17 protein-coding genes and 1 riboswitch are annotated in these 17,087 nt (G+C 56.6%); of the genes, 1 reads left to right on the forward strand and 16 read right to left on the reverse strand.

Going from position 1 to position 17,087, the window contains the following annotated elements:
* Window positions 1–43: 43 nt before the first annotated feature.
* The 13 genes from tilS to spoVT form a co-directional block, all read right to left on the reverse strand.
* Window positions 44–1,492, reverse strand: coding sequence for a tRNA lysidine(34) synthetase TilS (gene tilS, locus DL346_RS27890; protein ID WP_240633492.1), 1,449 nt, complete (start codon window positions 1,490–1,492; stop codon window positions 44–46).
* A 31-nt stretch (window positions 1,493–1,523) separates the two neighbouring features.
* Window positions 1,524–2,474 carry a protein kinase domain-containing protein gene (locus DL346_RS27895; RefSeq protein WP_112885685.1) on the reverse strand — a complete coding sequence of 317 codons (951 nt, stop codon included), beginning with the start codon at window positions 2,472–2,474 and terminating at the stop codon, window positions 1,524–1,526.
* On the reverse strand, window positions 2,458–3,183 hold the full coding sequence (locus tag DL346_RS27900) for a vWA domain-containing protein (RefSeq protein ID WP_112885686.1): 726 nt from the start codon (window positions 3,181–3,183) through the stop codon (window positions 2,458–2,460). Before DL346_RS27900 ends, DL346_RS27895 begins: the two co-directional genes overlap by 17 nt.
* Window positions 3,184–3,708: 525 nt before the next feature.
* A complete protein-coding gene (spoIIE, locus tag DL346_RS27905; RefSeq protein ID WP_112885687.1) occupies window positions 3,709–6,207 on the reverse strand; it encodes a stage II sporulation protein E in 2,499 nt (832 codons plus the stop codon).
* 409 nt (window positions 6,208–6,616) lie between these two features.
* The gene (locus tag DL346_RS27910; protein WP_112885688.1) at window positions 6,617–7,180 is read right to left on the reverse strand and encodes a S1 domain-containing RNA-binding protein; all 564 of its coding nucleotides are present in this window, start codon (window positions 7,178–7,180) and stop codon (window positions 6,617–6,619) included.
* A 230-nt stretch (window positions 7,181–7,410) separates the two neighbouring features.
* Window positions 7,411–7,740 carry an FtsB family cell division protein gene (locus DL346_RS27915; protein ID WP_112885689.1) on the reverse strand — a complete coding sequence of 110 codons (330 nt, stop codon included), beginning with the start codon at window positions 7,738–7,740 and terminating at the stop codon, window positions 7,411–7,413.
* Between the two features lie 24 nt (window positions 7,741–7,764).
* Window positions 7,765–8,406: a spore cortex biosynthesis protein YabQ gene (yabQ, locus tag DL346_RS27920; protein ID WP_240633493.1), complete on the reverse strand. Its 642-nt coding sequence runs from the start codon at window positions 8,404–8,406 to the stop codon at window positions 7,765–7,767.
* The gene (gene yabP / locus DL346_RS27925; RefSeq protein WP_112885690.1) at window positions 8,403–8,687 is read right to left on the reverse strand and encodes a sporulation protein YabP; all 285 of its coding nucleotides are present in this window, start codon (window positions 8,685–8,687) and stop codon (window positions 8,403–8,405) included. Before yabP ends, yabQ begins: the two co-directional genes overlap by 4 nt.
* A 207-nt stretch (window positions 8,688–8,894) precedes the next feature.
* Window positions 8,895–9,176 (reverse strand): RNA-binding S4 domain-containing protein, encoded by a 282-nt coding sequence (locus tag DL346_RS27930; protein WP_112885691.1) that lies wholly within the window; start codon window positions 9,174–9,176, stop codon window positions 8,895–8,897.
* 2 nt (window positions 9,177–9,178) lie between these two features.
* A complete protein-coding gene (locus tag DL346_RS27935; protein ID WP_112885692.1) occupies window positions 9,179–9,451 on the reverse strand; it encodes an HU family DNA-binding protein in 273 nt (90 codons plus the stop codon).
* A gap of 179 nt (window positions 9,452–9,630) precedes the next feature.
* Window positions 9,631–11,115 carry a bifunctional methyltransferase/pyrophosphohydrolase YabN gene (gene yabN, locus DL346_RS27940; RefSeq protein WP_112885693.1) on the reverse strand — a complete coding sequence of 495 codons (1,485 nt, stop codon included), beginning with the start codon at window positions 11,113–11,115 and terminating at the stop codon, window positions 9,631–9,633.
* 237 nt (window positions 11,116–11,352) lie between these two features.
* On the reverse strand, window positions 11,353–13,104 hold the full coding sequence (locus DL346_RS27945) for a polysaccharide biosynthesis protein (RefSeq protein ID WP_112885694.1): 1,752 nt from the start codon (window positions 13,102–13,104) through the stop codon (window positions 11,353–11,355).
* 123 nt (window positions 13,105–13,227) lie between these two features.
* Window positions 13,228–13,770: a stage V sporulation protein T gene (gene spoVT, locus DL346_RS27950; protein ID WP_112885695.1), complete on the reverse strand. Its 543-nt coding sequence runs from the start codon at window positions 13,768–13,770 to the stop codon at window positions 13,228–13,230.
* 85 nt (window positions 13,771–13,855) lie between these two features.
* On the opposite strand from spoVT, the gene DL346_RS28855 reads away from it, so the two are divergent.
* Window positions 13,856–14,062 carry a hypothetical protein gene (locus DL346_RS28855; RefSeq protein WP_133257582.1) on the forward strand — a complete coding sequence of 69 codons (207 nt, stop codon included), beginning with the start codon at window positions 13,856–13,858 and terminating at the stop codon, window positions 14,060–14,062.
* A gap of 96 nt (window positions 14,063–14,158) precedes the next feature.
* Here DL346_RS28855 and DL346_RS27955 read toward each other — a convergent pair whose 3' ends face one another.
* The 3 genes from DL346_RS27955 to DL346_RS27965 are packed head-to-tail and all read right to left on the reverse strand — an operon-like array spanning window position 14,159 to window position 16,877.
* Window positions 14,159–14,986, reverse strand: a complete 828-nt coding sequence (locus DL346_RS27955; protein WP_206098598.1) for an ABC transporter ATP-binding protein — start codon at window positions 14,984–14,986, stop codon at window positions 14,159–14,161.
* A gap of 59 nt (window positions 14,987–15,045) precedes the next feature.
* The gene (locus DL346_RS27960; RefSeq protein ID WP_338066337.1) at window positions 15,046–15,861 is read right to left on the reverse strand and encodes an ABC transporter permease; all 816 of its coding nucleotides are present in this window, start codon (window positions 15,859–15,861) and stop codon (window positions 15,046–15,048) included.
* Between the two features lie 5 nt (window positions 15,862–15,866).
* Window positions 15,867–16,877, reverse strand: a complete 1,011-nt coding sequence (locus DL346_RS27965; protein WP_112885697.1) for an ABC transporter substrate-binding protein — start codon at window positions 16,875–16,877, stop codon at window positions 15,867–15,869.
* Window positions 16,878–16,934: 57 nt separating this feature from the next.
* Window positions 16,935–17,066: riboswitch (guanidine-I (ykkC/yxkD leader) on the reverse strand.
* Between the last annotated feature and the right edge of the window lie 21 nt (window positions 17,067–17,087).

Below are 17,087 nucleotides of genomic sequence, written 5' to 3' on the forward strand. Positions count from 1 at the left end.
AATGGTTCTTGCCTAGCCTATACTATGAATGGAGCCGTACATCTTATTCAAGGTTGTTCGGTATATCGGAACTCGGCTTCGTCTGCGCCACCATTCTGATGACGCGACTTGTCGATTCCTTCACCTGAGCATGGCTTGACCTTCGAATGCCGGGGATCCAAAGCACATATCCATTGGCGTCGACGACGATTGGCACCGACTCCCGTCTGGAGGGCGCAATACGATCATCAACGAACATATCTTGTACCTTTTTGGTACCATTTAAACCAAGCACTTGCATTCGGTCACCGGGCTTGCGATTTCGTACCGTGAGCGGAAATGCGAGAGCGTCGGCGTCGAACAGCGCTTCGTGCCGGCTAGCCGGTCTGGGCGCTTCATCCTTGGCTAATTCCGCAAGCGTTAATACCGCTTCCGCCTCGGGCAGTGCCAAGCTTGCCGTATCTCTCCGCACAACATAAGCGTATCCGCCGCGTTCAGAAATCGTTCTTCCCTCATTCGCGCGGATAAACACCAAATTGTCGTACTCACGCAGAAACCGAACACCGCCGCCAACATCGAAGCTCCACGTCGAAGGTGCGCCATCGGCGGCGGCAAGCCTTATCGTTTCTACGCGTTCGAATGAAGTGGTTTCCGTTTCCAAGCCAATATACCTCAATATTAGTTTAATCAATCTCCTTTGTAAAGCGACATGCAGGCCAAGCAGCGCTTTGCGGGTCAATTGGCATCCTTCGCCGTGAGGTGCGATTTGACGCTCGAAAACTGCCATTGTCTCCTGTTCCAGCCAGTCGTCCTCGGCTGCCGCAAGATCCGCCAACCGGACAAGCGATTGGGATAGCTGCGGGTTAAACGACGACAAATAAGGCAGAACGTCCAGGCGGACGGCGTTGCGAAAATAATACTTCTGCCCATTGCTGCTGTCTTGGCTGAACGGGATCGCCCATTGTTCACAGTAACGCAGGATGTCTGCCTTGTATGTACGCAAAAGAGGCCGAATAAGTTCCACGTTTTTTTCGATTCGCCGAATCGGGATGCCTGCTAGCCCTGCAGGCCCAGTACCGCGGACGATCCGCATCAGGACCGTCTCGGCCTGGTCATCGGCGTGATGGGCGAGCGCAATTCGCGCTGCGCCGTATGTACGGGCGACTTGATGCAAGAATGCATAGCGCTTCTCGCGGGCCGCCGCCTGAGCGTTCATTCCTGTTTCTTCTATATAAGCAGGCAAATTGAATTGCACCGTTTCGCACGGGATGCCAAGCTGCGCCGAGTATTGCCGCACGGATTCCGCTTCCCGCGCCGATTCCTCGCCGCGGAAGCCATGGTCTACATGGGCTGCCACCAGCTTGAGCCGCTCTTCCTCGCGCAGCGAGTGGAGCATATGGAGCAAAGCCATGGAATCCGGCCCTCCGGACACCGCCACGACCACCGTCTCCCCCGGCAGCCATAGCCGTTCCTCTCGGGCAAGCAAAGACAGCCCGCTAAGCCGATCCTCCACGTTCATCATCCTTTCAGCATTCGCGTGTTCTTTAAGGCGCGCTTCGCAGCAGCCAGTATATCGTGGTGGCCAGCACGGCTGCCGATACGGCAAACAGTCCCTTCATCCAGCGGGGCGCAGGCGCCGATGCCGGAACAGTTCCGGCGCGGTGCATCCACTGCTGCCAGGCGGCAGCTGCTTCCCGGGCGTTCGCGAACTCGCCGTAGAGCGCCTTGCGCAGCCAGCCGCTGAACGGCTTCAGCGCCGCGCTTGTCGCCGCGAGCTTCGCAAGCTCGTCCGGCGTCCGCGTCTGCGGCAGCAGCCCGGCCGAGAGCTGTGCCAGTCTGCGGCTCTCATGCAGCTGCAAACAAAGCACCGCGAAAGAAAATAGGTCGTAAGAAGCATCGGCCGTACGCGTTCCCGCGTTCCAATAGCCCCGGTCGTAGATCTCCGTAAACTGCCGGACGCCCTTGCCGAATGCCGTGGCGCCGCCGTAATCGACAAGCTCCGGCCTCCCGTAGTCCCCGACAAGGACATTTTCAACCTTCAGATCCCCGAACGTCCAGCCTGCTTCATGAAGCTCCGCCAGCTTGCCGAGCAAGTTGAAGCCGACAACGGGAAACCACTCCTTCCCGTTTCGAACCAGATAATCCCCGAGCGTCAATCCCTTGATATATCGCATGACATAGAAAGGATGTTCCTTCCCGTCCGATCCGCGGAAATCATCGACATCTACCAGAAAGGCACCGGTCCTGGACCCGCCGCCGCTGCGCTTCTGCTTCTGCCTGGCGATGCTTTGCAGCACATTGACCTCCGACTGAAGATCTACCGTATCCGATCCGATCTTCAGCGCGTACAGCATGCGCTCGCGCTCGCGTTCAACCAAAAACACTTTGCCGTTGGCGCCCTCGCCGAGCAGACGATCCACGCGGTAGCTGCCCTGCTTCCACTTCCCGCGAATGATCGTACCGCGTGGAAGCGTCCATTCAAACGACGTAGTCACTCATCATCCCGTCCGTTTCATCATTCTTCCTATTACCATAATCGCCTTTCTGATAAAAATCAATCACGTGCAGGATCGCCGGACCGGTTGGCGTCGTTCCCCGCATCTGAAGCCTCGGGAATAAAGAATGGACGCCGCTGATGTTGTCCGTCCAATCCAGATCGAGCTTGCAATCTTCCCCGTAAGCGGAGCCCGGGAAATGGAACACGGCAATCTCGCTGCCGCCCTGTCTCGACTGCAGGCTGAGCGCCAGATCGCGGATCGCTTCCTCCACCGCATGCAGCTTCGGCTTCATGCTCGCGCTCGCATCGATCAGAAGCGCGACGCGCAGCCTGCTCGTTTCGCTCAGATCGTCAATGACGCGCACCACTTCGCCGCGTTTCTCCGGCGGCAGCTCCTCGATGGTCGAGGCGCCGAGCACATGCTTCAGCTCGCGCTGAACGGCATGCTGAATCGTCTGCACGACGGTTTTGCGAGTCAGCATTTGAACCGTTTGCGACAGCTGCCTCGTCTGCGTCAGCCGGCTTAAGCCGCCTCCCGCCCGCGCGATTTCCTCAATTTCCGCCGTCCCGAACTCGGCGATATCCCCTTGATCGACAACGCCGACGACATTTACCGTTATGCCCACCGCATGCGCCTGCGCGGCGGCAACGACCGGACTTACGCCGACATTGGAACAGCCATCCGTTACTAAAAGAATCTGCTTCATAAGCTCATTCCCCCAAAACCTTGGAATCTACTGCTAGTACTAGCTCTATCAGCATTGCCAATTTTAAGAGGGGATAACCCTTTCAAAGGCCGATCAAGGCTTCTAAGAGCGGCTCCGGCTTAGCGCGCAAAAAAAAGAAGCCTGCCGGCCGAACAGGCTTCTTTCATCTATGGATCCTTAATAATTGCCGGTGCGCGTTTAGGCGGCCCTGACTGCCGCGTTCGCTTTCGTTTGCTGCGCTTATGGAGACATCGTCCGTTCCGTTTGCTGTCCATCGATCAGCTCACCATCCTATTCGGTTGCTCGCGCCCGGACCTTGCCGGGCCGGCTGAATATGCAGCCCCTCGGGCTGATGTGTGCCTGCTCTTAGGTGACAATCCGAACCGGTCGCCCGCCAAAAAACGCCTGCTTATTCATCATTCAAGATTGCCGGTGCACGTTTGGCGGCATTGGAGTACCGGCTTCTCTTCCGCTGCCTGCGCCTTTGGATCTTCTGTTTGTTTGCTATGCGATACGTATACATAGTCAACTCACCGTCCTTGGTCGCTCAACCTTGGCAGTGCCAGGCCAGCGGAATGTAGCCCACTCGGGCTGATGTTTATCCACTCTCGCGACGACAACCGTCATATCATCCACAATGTCGCCTTTGTGGTACCGAACGACTGTATCCAGCAGCGCGTCGGCGATTTCCTGCGGCTCATTGGAGCGGATCTCCTGGATCACCCGCTTCATCCATAGCTCCTTGTTCACGGCATGCCCCGGCGCGTCATAGATGCCATCGGTCATCATGATGAGCGTGTCACCCGGCTGCAGCTGAATGCGAATAAGGTCTATGTCAATGTCCTGTAATATCCCTACCGGCAAATTGTTGGCCGAGATCGGAATCACTTCGTTCCCGCGCTTAATGAAGCTGGGCGTTGATCCGATTTTCAAAAAGGTGGTCTTGGCGGAATACATGTCGATGAGCGCAACGTCGACCGTGGCGAATACCTCATCCGAGGATCTTAGCAGCAGCACGGAATTGACCGATTTTATCGCCAGCTTCTCATCCATGCCGGACTGCAGCAGCTGCTGCAGAATCGTCAATGCGGTACTGCTTTCCTGCTTCGCCCTCTCGCCGTTGCCCATTCCATCGCTAATGGCGACGGCAAATTTGCCGTTGCCGAGCTCCACCGTACTGAAGCTGTCTCCCGACAGCAAATCGCCTCCCTTGGCGAGTCCGGCGACTCCCGTTTCCACCTCATACGCCTTGGCCGTGCCGAATATGACGTGCGCAGCGCCTCCGTTCTTCTCCGGAAACTTCTCCGACATGACGGCGATTGGCTCGCCTAAGATATCGGATAGAAGCGGCGCGATAATTTTGCGGCATTCGTCATACCCACGGCCAAACGTGTGATACACCTCGATTTCTACGTTCCCCTCCTCCAAATTAATGATTTCGATGCCTTGTATGGATAAACCGAGCCCTTCTAGCGCCTCCCGGATCTGTTCTTCCTGTAAATGCAGCTGCTGTCCTTCCCGCTGAATCTCCCGCGCCAGGTCTTCCATGACCTGGGATACGCCGGACAGCTGCTCCGCGACGAGCTGCCGCGAATCGTTCAGCTGCTTCCTCCAGTACTGATCGTGCTGATAGAGCTCGTACTGCTGCTGCATCACGCCAAGCACCTGGTGCGGCCTGCTGCAGTGCACACTCCACTCTTTTGGCACCTCCTTCGGCCCCAATCGGCGGCCCTCCGTTACCGTCGTCATCATGTTCGTCATCATCTTATACGTCTCATAAAATCGTCCCTCCCAGCATAAATCCTTTTTATGGCATGTACTGCACGTCTGTTCCGCGGCCGCATTCATAAAGTGGCCGGCCGCTTCATCTTGCTTCTCCTTCTCATCCGTGGCGCCGCCGAACTGGCCGAAGCTTCGGGAAAGCTGACGGAACACTTCCGAGAACTGGGATACCCGCTGCGCGGTCACATCCCGTACACGTTTGGCGTATTCATGCTGCGATTTGACATGTTCTTGCGTGCCTGGCACGTATTTAGAAATCATGCGTATCATCGATCTAGGGGTTAGGATCAACAGCGTCGCCGCGGCCACGGACTCCCACGTAGAGGCCATCACGTCCGCCTGGTTGCCGACGTAGACGGACAGGATCGAGGAACCGAGCAGCATGCCGAAGGCTACGGCCATTTTGCCGCCTTCGCGCAGCAGTCCGGCAAGCAAGCCGGCGAAAGCGAGCAGGCTCATCTGCACAATCGCATTCGTATCAGCAAGACTTAGAATCAGACCGGCGACGACGCCAACCGATGCGCCGAGTGGCGCGCCGCCTACGAGGGCAAAGAGCAGAAGCATGAAGCGCGACAGGATGTGCTCGATGGACAATCCGTACACCGTCCACCCTACGGCTCCGGTCATGATCGAAGCCAGCATAATCATCAAGCAGATGATCTCCTCGTTCTTTAAGGCCGAGGACTTCTTCGTCAGCGTCAGCACCGGTATCGCCTGGACGAACACGAGCGTCAAGACGAAGCCGAGCGAGGCTTCCACGCCAACCATCATTAATTCGTACCAGCCCAGCGTGTCCGCCGTTACGACGCCGAACAGCCTGACCAGCATCGTGGAGAGGAAGACAAGCAGCGGCGCATACGATAACTCCGCTCGCTCGTAGGCTTCCAATCCTCGCAGCATTAAATAGATAACCGCGAGCTCCATGGCGATCCACATCGGCTCCGGCTGGACAGCCAGCCAGCTCCCTCCTATGATCGCCGCCGCAACCGGGAGGAGCAAATCCCGCCGCAGGAAGAAGATAACTGTAAAATATGCAACCGCGAATGGAGTCAGCGACTCCAAGATGACAGCTCGTCCAAGCAAGAAGCCAACAGCCATCAAGGCAAAGGTCCATTTACGCGAGGCCAGCATCCCCGCTAAGCGAAGCATTCCGGTTCGCTCCATACCTTTCTTAAGCGCGGTTCGAACGAAACTCGTTTTGCGTACACCAGGGAACATCACAACTTTAGGTTTGTCCACCATTCCCGAAGACACCACCCTTGCCGAATTTGTATCCCCATTATAGGTGGACCGCAATCGGAAAGTTTGTCAGAAAGCGTTGTCATGCCAAAAGTTTTTTCCGACATTTTCACGCGTCGTGGGCGGCCCCTTGTCAGGCTAGCGGCGTTCTAGCATTAACAAGGCATTAACGGCACTTTGCGTCTTGCCGTCACCCACCATTTCAACAAAAAGCGTTTCTTTCGTTTCGCCTTTGCGTGGCGAATCGCCGTCCGAACCTGTCGGGATTGCGTGAGAACAAGGGAAAAGTTTTTGGCGTGGGCGGGTATATTTCTTGTGTGGGCTGCATATTTACCTCATTTCAGCAGATGAAACGGGGGATAAGGCATAAAAAAGCAGTGCCGCTATGGCACTGCCTTCGTAATGATACTATTTATACGCGTTTGGCGCCGCGGCCGCCGCGTTTGGATTCCGTGTTCTTCTTCAAAGACGACATCCGCTCTTCGCTATCCTTCAGGAAGCGAGACATTTTATCCTCGAAGGAAGGTTTACCGTATGCAGGCTTGCCGCCGCCGGCTTTATTGAATGGACGTCCGCCGCCGCCTTGGCGATTAAATCCGCCGCCGCCCGGTCCGCGATCTCCACCGCCGCCTGGTCCGCCTGTACGATTGAAGCTGCCGCCGCCGGCACCAGTCCGGTTGAAGCCGCCAGGACCACGATCTCCACTGCGCTCGCGTTGTGGAGGCACGGAGCCTTCTGGCCGGTCGATTGCTTGCTTGATGGAAAGTCCGATCTTCCCGTCTTTATCTACATTAATGACCTTTACTGTAACGACATCTTCCAGTTTCAAATGGTCTTTAACGTCTTTGACGTAGTTATCGGCAATCTCTGAGATGTGAACTAGCCCTGTGACACCTCCCGACAAATCGACGAATGCTCCGAAATGCGTAATGCCTGTCACCTTGCCCTCTAACTTGGCGCCCACTTCAATTGCCATAGATAAAAATGTTCCTCCCTAACCGTTATGCGAAGCCTATGCTTCGAGTTTTCCCAGCCTTTGGCCGGAATCTTAAAAAGATATGACGGTAATCCGCTAGATAAGTTTAAAAATGCGGTTACTTAAGCTGATTATACTCCAACGGAGGAACCATGGCAACAGGACGAACACCCGATTCTACGCTACTCGGGCCGAATGTTGATTCGGCCTAAGGCCTCATCGAAAAACGTCTAAGGCTGCGTGATAACCTCGATCCGTTTCTCGCCTTTGCGGACCATTCCTTGTTCCTTGGCGGCCAGCTGGCCGATGTATTCCTGATCGCTAAGCCGCGCAACCTGCAGCTTCAACTCTTCCACTTGCTTGGCGGCCGCATCGATCTTCTGCGAAGCGTTCGCCAGCTTGATCTCGGCTTCTCCTTGCCGGCTCATCTGCATAAGAAGCGTATATAGCGCCCAGCCCATGAACAGAACGATAAATACAAACCAGATCTTCAGCCGGCGCTTCGTTCCTGCATGTTGAGATGCAGCTGGTGACTGTGAACCTGCCGTAGTTGTCGCCATATCATGGACCTCCTGACGTAAAATTTAATCGTCTTTCTTCTCTTCCTTGCGATTCTTCCAGCGCTGCCACAACTTGCTTGCGCCGGCTCGCAGCGAAGCGATCCGTTCCGGGACGCGCCACTTGGCTATAATTGGATTTACCCACCGCTTCCAGTAGCGAAGCAGCGGCTTCCAAATCGGCCTCGTCATCCATGCAGTCAACAGCCAAAATGGACGAACCAATTGTACCACAATTTTGAAAAGGAAAATAGCAAACGCCCTCAAAAATGCTAAAAATAGCTTGCCGATTCGATAGAGCAGCACCAGCGGCCGGATAATGAGCATATCGAAGGCCCGGATCATAAAACGGATGATGGCCTTAGTGGTGCGAATGAGCACCTGCACCAGCTTCATCGTAATACGGCTGAACAGCCAGTAATAGCAGCCAATGCCGAGCAGCAAGCCGATAAACACGTACGCCCTTACTTCGCCTTCATTGCTGGAGGACAGCACTTGGAAGACAACCAGCGTAGCCGCGATCCAGTAAAGCAAATCGAAGATCGGGATCCACAACCGGCTAATCCGCAGCTCGTCCGAGATGACACGATACCCGTCGAATACGATGCCCATCCCGATCCCAGAGACCAGCATCGACAACATGGTCAGCCACTGTACGGATAGACTCACTTAAACAACTTCCCAAACAAGCCTTTCGACTTGCCGCCCGTATTGCCATCCAAATAGGTGAGCGAATGGACCAACCCTTCAATGGCAACCAGTCCCTGCTCCAGGCTGAGATGCTTCATGTGCAGATTTTGCCCGCGGATAGCCAGATAGCCAAGCTCCGTCTCCAGCAGAAACTCCTCGCTGTCAAAGCTCTCCACATTCATAACGCCGGTAATCTCAAGGATCTTGCGGTTAAGCATTTTGATTTCCTGGCGCTTCTGCCCTTTGCCTTGATCGTTCATTGCCCGTCCCCCTCCTCCAGCGCATCCATACTGAGACTAGCCTATGGGGAAAGGACAGGTTTTAGAACTGCGAGACGGTAGCTTGCTATTCTTGCAGGATCATATATAGATGAGAATGCCAGAAGAATGAAATAGGAGGAGCCTAGGACGCACTGAGGTAAAGAAAAACGGCCAAACCCGCGGGCTTGGCCGTTTCAAATGAGGAGCTTATGCCTGCCAGTCGAGCTTATCGGGCTGGCGTGCTTCTTCTTTCAACAAAGTATACATCCCGCTCGCCTCGTCCTTCTTCGTCGTCTCTACGATTCGCTCGACGCGGACGGTGACGATTTTCTGGCCGTATTGGATCTTGAGCTCGTCGCCGGCTTTGACGGTGCTGCTTGCTTTGGCTTCACGGTCGTTGATCCAGACGCGTCCTTGCTCGGACACGTCCTTCGCGACGGTACGCCGCTTGATCAAACGCGATACTTTGAGAAATTTGTCCAGACGCATGCTTACTTGATCGCGTCTTTCAATTTATTGCCGGCTTTGAACGCTGGAACCTTCGATTCTGCGATTGTAATCGGGCTGCCCGTTTGCGGGTTGCGGCCCGTACGGCCGGAACGCTTGCGAGTTTCGAACGTGCCGAAGCCGATCAATTGCACTTTGTCTCCGCCTGCCAGCGCATCCGTAACTTCACCCAGAAAACCGTTCAGAACTGCTTCTACGTCGCGTTTTGTCAAACCGCTTTTTGCTGCAATGTTGTTGATCAGATCTGTTTTGTTCATCGTTTGCTAGCCTCCTAATAGTTTAAAATATACTTGTAGGCAGCGTTATCGCTGACCGCATAGCTTAGTTTCCTCAGGGTACTATTCTGCTTTTAGCAAATAAATCCTGCCGTCTGGAAAATTTTTTTCGCGATTGGTGAGGAAATAAGCCGAATTTTGACGAATCTAACATCCTTTTACTAGGGCAGCCTCTTAGCTTCCTCCCAGTAACGATCCATCTCTGTTAAATCAGTTTGGTCAAAGGTACGGCCGCTTATACGAAGTTTCTCCTCAATATATGAAAATCTCTTCTTAAATTTGAGATTGGTTCGGGAGAGCGCCTCTTCCGGATCCGCCTTGATGAAGCGCGCCGCATTAACGGCGGCGAATAATAGATCGCCCAGCTCGCTTGCTTGCTCCTCGGCATCTTTGGAGCCGATCGCTTCTCGGAGCTCTCCGAGCTCTTCCGCGATCTTGTCCAGCGCCGGCCCGACGTCGTCCCAATCAAAGCCTACCTTGGCCGCTTTCTTCTGAATCTTATAAGCTTTCATCAGCGCGGGCAAATCAGGCGGGATGCCGTCCAGCAGCGAGACTTTGTCCGGGTCGACGCCTTTGCGGCGTTTCTCCTCGGCCTTCATTTGCTCCCAGTTCGCAAGTGCCTCTTCGGAGTTGCCCGCGTTCGTCTCGCCAAAGACATGCGGGTGACGGAATAGCAGCTTCTCGTTCAGCGACTGAATCACATCATAGATCGAGAAGGTGCCGAGCTCCTCTTCCATCTGGCTGTGCAGCATCACCTGCAAAATCACATCGCCGAATTCTTCGCGCATCCCGTCCGGATCATCGTTATCGAGCGTTTCGATAGCTTCGTATGTCTCCTCGATGAAGTTCTTGCGGATGGATTGATGAGTCTGCTCGCGATCCCACGGGCAGCCCTCCGGGCTGCGCAAAATGCCGACGATTTCGTGCAGCCGCTCAAAGGATCGGTTACGCAGGTTATCATCCGTCGAGCGCGGAAGCCAGATCAGCGACAAATTGCCGTATCCCGGCGTCCGATCCAGCTCATAGAGCGGCACTGTGAGGATTTGCTCCTCGCCGGGAACGCCGAGGGCATGGCCGATCGTAACGGGATAGTCGTCGGGCAGCATCTCCATAAGTGCCAGCTTGACGTCCGACGCGGTGAATTCGTCATACACCTGGCCGATGACGGTGTGCAGCTCGGTGCGGATGAACGATGGCTTAAGCTCTGCGGCGTCAAGCAGCTGGAAGCCTTCAATCGGGTCGAAGCCGAGCCGGGTGAAGGCTTGGTCGAGGAAGCTCTCGCCGCCGAGGATATGCAGCTCAATGCCGTGCTGCGGACAGCGCTCTCGCAGCAGCTGTACGGTTCGCTCCGCCACCATCGGGTGGCCGGGCACGGCGTAGATGATGCTCGCGTTGGCTTGGGCGCGTTCGATTAGCTGCTCGGTGATCGCATCGTAGACGTCCGGGAACGAATCCATCCGCTCGTAGAGCGAATCGAAGGATTCGTATGCGAGCTGATGGCCGCTGAACAGCCGCATCATCGGATGCTTGTCCGTGCGTACGTAGCGATGGGACGCCTCTTGCAGCCGGCGCCAGACACCCAGCGTCAGCTGGTCTTCATCGCCGGAGCCGAGTCCGACGACGGTGATGGTTGGTTGTTGTTGCATGTATGTATGGTTCCTCCTTTGGAGTCGGGCCCTGCTAAAGCAACTCTTAGGCTCTTACAACTCCATAGTGTATTAAAAGGTGCACTGGGGGCTCTTCTTCGGCTTGTTTCACTTTAGTTTAGTACTATGTAGTGCTCCTGAGGCACATCATTAGCTTATTTTGCTCAGTTTGTTCAAATGTGGTGCTCCTGAGACTCTTCTGCACCGGCACGCAAACCCTTTCTTTCGCTTGAGCGGCTACTCGGCGGCGGGCAGCAGCCGCCAACGGCGCAGGCGGGCGGCGAGCGCATCGCCGCCCGGGAGCGCGCGCAGCTCGCGCGCGGTGACGCCGCCGAAACGCAGCACGGCGGCGGCGAAGAGCGCTCCGCCGAGGGCGGTGCCCCCGAGCGCGAGCGCGCTGGCTGCCGCCCTAGGCGGCAGCGCAAGGCCGAGCAGCGGGGCGCCGCCGCGCTCGGCCAGGACGAGCACCGCGGCCATGACCGCGAGTGCGAGTCCAATGCCCGCGGCGCGCCGCGCGGGCAAGGCCGCGCCGGCGGCGCGGCGGACGGCGCCCGTGCCTAACAGGGCGGCCGCCGTGAGCGCAGCGATGCCGGCGCAGGCCGCGCCGGCGGTGCCGTACGCCGGCACAAGGGCGGCGTTGAACGCCGCCTTCAGCGCTGCCGCGGCCAGCATGAACAGCGCAGGGGCGCTGACGGCCCCCAGCCCTTGCAGCACCGCTGCCGCGATCGCGCTGACGGTGCCCGCAAGCGCCGTGCACCCGACAAGGGCAAACGTGCGCGTGCCGGCATCGTCCGCGTACAGCATCACATTAATGGGCTCGGCCAGCAGCGCGAGCCCTAGAGCCGCGGCTGCGCCGAGACCCCATGCGACTCGCAGCACAAAAGCCGCCTGTTGCCGCATGACGGCCTCGTCCCCGCGGACGCGGGCGGCTGCCAGCGCGGGTACAAGCGCGGCGCCCATCGCGCCCGCAACCATGACGACCAGCTGCACAAGCGGCTGGCCCCGGCTATAGAGGCCGAAGAGCGACATCGCTTCGGCCTGCGACACGCCCGTACCGCGAAGCAGCCGCGGAACGGTGAAGGCGTCCACGACGCCAAGCGCCGGCACGGCCAGAGCTCCAAGGGTAACGGGCACGGCGAGCATCGAAAGCCTCTTCATCAGCGCAAGTAAACCGTCGCCTTCCAGACGGTCCCGAGCCCGCGTTTTCGTATGCTCCATGCCCGACTCAGCCGTCATTCCGTCCCCATTGCCCTCATAGCTGTACCCCGAATTGCCCCGCTCCCGCAGCATCCAGTACCCGGCTATGACGGCAAGCCCAGCAGCCCCGCCAATGGCCGAGCCGGAGGTCGCTCCGGCTGCAAGCTTCGCGTCCGACCAGCCATAATGCCAACCTACAGCGAGCATAATCAGCATGCCCCCAACGCGGACGGTTTGCTCCGACAACTGCGATACGGCTGATGGCAGCATGTCCCCCTGCCCTTGAAAATAGCCGCGCAGCGCTGCCATCACCGGCGCTACCCACAACGCTAGCGAGGCCGTGCGCACGGCTGGCGCCGTAGCCGAATCGCCCATCCATAATGCGATGCGATCCGCATTCAGCCAAAGTAACGCGAACCCAATCGCGCCGCTTCCAAACAGCAGCCATGAGCTGGCCCGGAGCACCCGCCTGGCGCCGCCCCCATCGCCGGCCGCTTCGCGCTCGGCCACAAGCAGCGAGACAGCAACCGGGATTCCAGCGGTAACCATGACGAGCAGCAGCTGATAAAGGGGGTAAACCGCATTATAAATCCCGAACACGCGGTCCCCCGCTATATTTTGCAGCGGAATTTTCTGCATGGTGCCGAGCGTCTTGCTGATCAGCATGGCGGCTCCCATCAACGCTGCCCCGCGCAGCATCCCCGTCTTTTTCCTCACATAAATCCGATCCCGTTCAGCTCCCCGGCATTTCTCATCCACGCGGCCGGGATGCTCCACTTCCCCTTTTCTCAACCCTGGTGCACCTTCCTACTCTCTTCTCCTGCTCCCATTATACCCCAAACACCATCGGGATGAGCCGCGAACAGAAAAAAGCTCCCAAGAAGATCGTACTCTTCAAGGAAGCTTGTATGCGAATTACTGTTCCATTTGCTTGGCAAGGAACCCCGCTGCGGTTTCCGCCATCTTCATTTCCATTTGCGACATCTTGGTGTTCTCGTCCTTGCTCAGCAGCACGACAGTACCGATCGGATCACCGCCTGCAACAATCGGAGCCGCAACGAAGGAGCTGAACATTTCGCCGCTATCCTTGACGACCTCGAAGGAACCGCCTCCGGCTTCCAGAACCGTCTTGCGATTTTCCATGCAGTTCTCCAGCATGGAGCCGATTTGCTTCTCCAAGTAATCTTTCTTGGACGCTCCCGCGACGGCAATGATGTTGTCCCGATCCGTAATGAGCGCGATATGGCCCGTGCTCTCCGACAAGGACTCCGCATATTCTTTCGCGAAATCGCCAAGCTCTCCAATTGGGGAATACTTCTTCAGTATAACTTCGCCGTCACGATCAACAAATATTTCCAGCGGGTCGCCCTCGCGTATGCGCAGTGTTCGGCGGATTTCCTTAGGGATTACGACCCGGCCGAGATCATCGATACGACGGACAATTCCAGTTGCTTTCATGTTCTAGTTGCCCCACTTTCCTTGAAGGTTTTGAATTGGACTGGACGGAAGCTGCAAAACTTTATCGTTCAAGAGGAGAGGATCCTTGAATAAGGTGATTTTCGATCTGACCATAGTATTCATCCCCTCCCAATTTCTTATGCACGTGGAAAAGGGGCAAAAGCCTTGTATCGCCGCTATTGGCGGCATCTTCCATACCTTCGCCCATGAACCAATACAAGAAAAGCACCCCGCAGCTCTAACGAAGAGCTCCGGGATGCCGGAAGAACATCATGGTGGCGATGCAGCCTAAAATGGATAATGTCCGCTTGCTTACCTTGCCGCGATCGGCGCCGTTCGAATCCTTGCCCGTCATGCCGGATCACTCCTTCGCCTCATGATGGCCGCGCTAGTGCTTCAACAACTGTCCCAGCTCCCGCTTAAGCGCCAAAAACTCAGGCAGCTCGCGCACCTCCGGCGAACGCTTATCCGGCAGAGGAACCTCGAATGTCTTCAATATACGGCCAGGGCCTGCGCCCATGACGACGATCCGCTGTGAAAGGAAAATCGCCTCGTCGATATCGTGGGTGATGAATAAAACGGTCGTCTTCTCCTTCTCCCATACCTCCAGCAGCATTTCCTGCATCTCCAGCTTCGTTTGGGCATCCAGCGCGCCGAACGGTTCATCCATCAGCAGCACCTTCGGGCGGTTGGCGAGCGCCCGCGCAATCGCAACCCGCTGCTTCATCCCGCCGGAGAGCTGCTTCGGATAAGCACCCGCGAACGGCTCCAGCTTAATGACCTTCAGAAAATGATTGCTGAGCGCCCGCCGCTCAAGAGTCGGTATCCCTTTCAGCTTCGGACCGTATTCGATATTCTCGCGAACGGTGAGCCAAGGAAAAAGCGTATAGCCTTGGAACACCATGCCCCGCTCCGCGCCCGGCCCTATAACTTCTTCGCCGCCCAGCGCCACGGACCCTGCCGTCAGCTCATCAAGACCCGCGACGATGCGCAGCAGCGTCGATTTACCGCAGCCCGACGGGCCGACGATGGTCACGAATTCGTTGGTCCCGATGTTGAGATCGATATTGCGCAACGCCTCAAACCGGCTCTTCTTCGTCTCGTACACCTTCTGCAAGCCGCGGATGGCAATTTCGCCGCGAGGCACCGCCCGGACGCCGGTCTTTCCCTCCGCTGGCTGCTCTTCAAAGATCGTCTCTCGTTTTAAAGCTTCCATGGCCATCAACTCCTTGTTTAGCTTCACGCCTGTGCCTATTGCATGTTCCCGTAACCGCTCTATGCCCAAGGGAATAATCTGCGGTTTAAGAAAGCGAATATCCGGTCACTAATGAGTCCGAGCAATCCGATCACGATAATGCCTACGAAAATCTGATCCGTATTCAGAAACCGCTGCGCCTTCATAATGGCGTAACCCAGGCCGCTGTTAACCGCGACGAGCTCGGCAACGACGAGATACGTCCAAGCCCAGCCGAGAATCAGGCGGAGCGTGTTCATCAGCTGAGGCTGGATGGCGGGAATGAGCACCGTCTCGATCGCTTTCCAGCGGCCGGCCCCAAGCGTGAAGGAAGCTTGAAGCAGGTCATGAGAGACACGGCGCGTGATGTCCGCCACCATCAGCGCAAGCTGGAAAAAGCAGCCGATGAAGATAAGCAGGATTTTGGCCCATTCCCCGATTCCCGCCCATACCATAATGAGAGGAATGAACGCAACGGCCGGCATATAGCGGATAAACTCCATCGGGGGCTCGACGAACGCTTCGCCGTACTTGAACGTCCCGGCGAAGATACCCAGCGGGATGCCGATGATGCAGGCGAGCAGAAACCCTGCCGATACGCGGAATACGCTGATGCCGATGTGGTTCCAGTATTCGGATGTGCCCAGGAGCCGAACCATTTCGACAACTACTTCTCCCGGCGTCGGCAGGAAGATCGGATCGACCGCTTCGGTGTAGCTGAGCGCCGCCCAGATGCCCAGCAGAAGCACGAAGGAAAAGCTTGCGGTCATGGCGAACGGCCTTCCGCCAATTTCTTTAAAAATTTGAAGACGGTTCGGCCTTTTGCGGCTGGCTTTCGTTAAGCTCGTAGTCGACAAAGGGATCACTCCTTAGCTGCTTTCTCAACAAATCGCGAATCGAAGAGCGCCTCTACATCTTCGATGTCATCCACCATATCAAGATTCTTCAGGAAGTCCGCCGTCTTCTGAGCCGTATAGGAGAGCGACGTATAGTCCTCCCGCTTGCCGAATGCCTCCACGTTATCCTCTGGCGTAAACAGCTTGATGCTTTCGAGTCCGAGCTTGAAGTCCTCCGGCGTCGTTTCCGCTTTCTTCGCCATCAGCTCGATCGCTTCGTCTTCATGGGTTTTGAAATAGTCCAGCGCGTCGAACCAAGCATCGACAATCTTCTGAACATCGTTCGGACGGTTTTTAACTACCTCTTCACGGAAGACGAGCAGATCCGGAATGAGCCCCGGCGTATCTTCGGAAGAGAAGAGGATCTTGCCCTTTCCTTCTTTAACGGCTTTCGTTTGGAACGGCTCCCAGAGGACGGAAGCATCCGTTTTACCGGAGATAAAAGCCGGCCCCGCATCGTTGACCGTCATGTTCACGAAATTGATGTCCTTCTCTGAAAGCCCATGCTGGTCAAGCGCGGTCAGCAGCAGCAAATGGTCGACGGTGCCGAGCTCGGTCGCGACCGTTTTGCCTTTCAGATCGGCGATGGACCCAATCTCCGGCTTGCTAACGATAGCGTCGCCGCCGTTAGAGTTATCGTTGACGAGAACGGCTTTCAGACCAATGCCCTTGGATGCCGGAGCGAGCGTATCGCTGAGCGTCTGGCTGTTCGCGTCCACCTTGCCTGTCGAGAGCGCTTGAAGGGAATCGCTGTAGACCGGGAACCATTTGAGGTCAACCTTTACGTCATGCTTGTCGAAGAACCCCCTCTCGTCGGCCAGAAACCAGAAGAACCAGCCCGGCCAAGGACTGAGCGCGATTGTGATCGGCGAGTCGTCCGTACCCGTCGAGACTTCCTTGGAGCCGCCGCAGCCGGCCAGTGCCGTCAGCATCGCCGCAAGCAGAAGCAGCGTAATCATCCGTTTCGTTCTCTTCATTTCTCTCCACTCCCATCGATTCTCTGTAAGAATAGAAAAAGCCTGAGGAGTTTTTTGATCTCCCAGGCTTTTGTCCTTCCGTGTTATATGGAGCTTCCGGAAGCCCTCTGCGTCATGTGGGCCATTCTCCATACGCCGCCTCTTGGACCAGCCTGGTTGTCACGCCACGGAACCCTAGACAGCATTTTCGTCCCCATGTAGAGCCGGGGA

Source organism: Paenibacillus montanisoli, assembly GCF_003268025.1.
GTDB lineage: Bacteria > Bacillota > Bacilli > Paenibacillales > Paenibacillaceae > Paenibacillus_Z > Paenibacillus_Z montanisoli.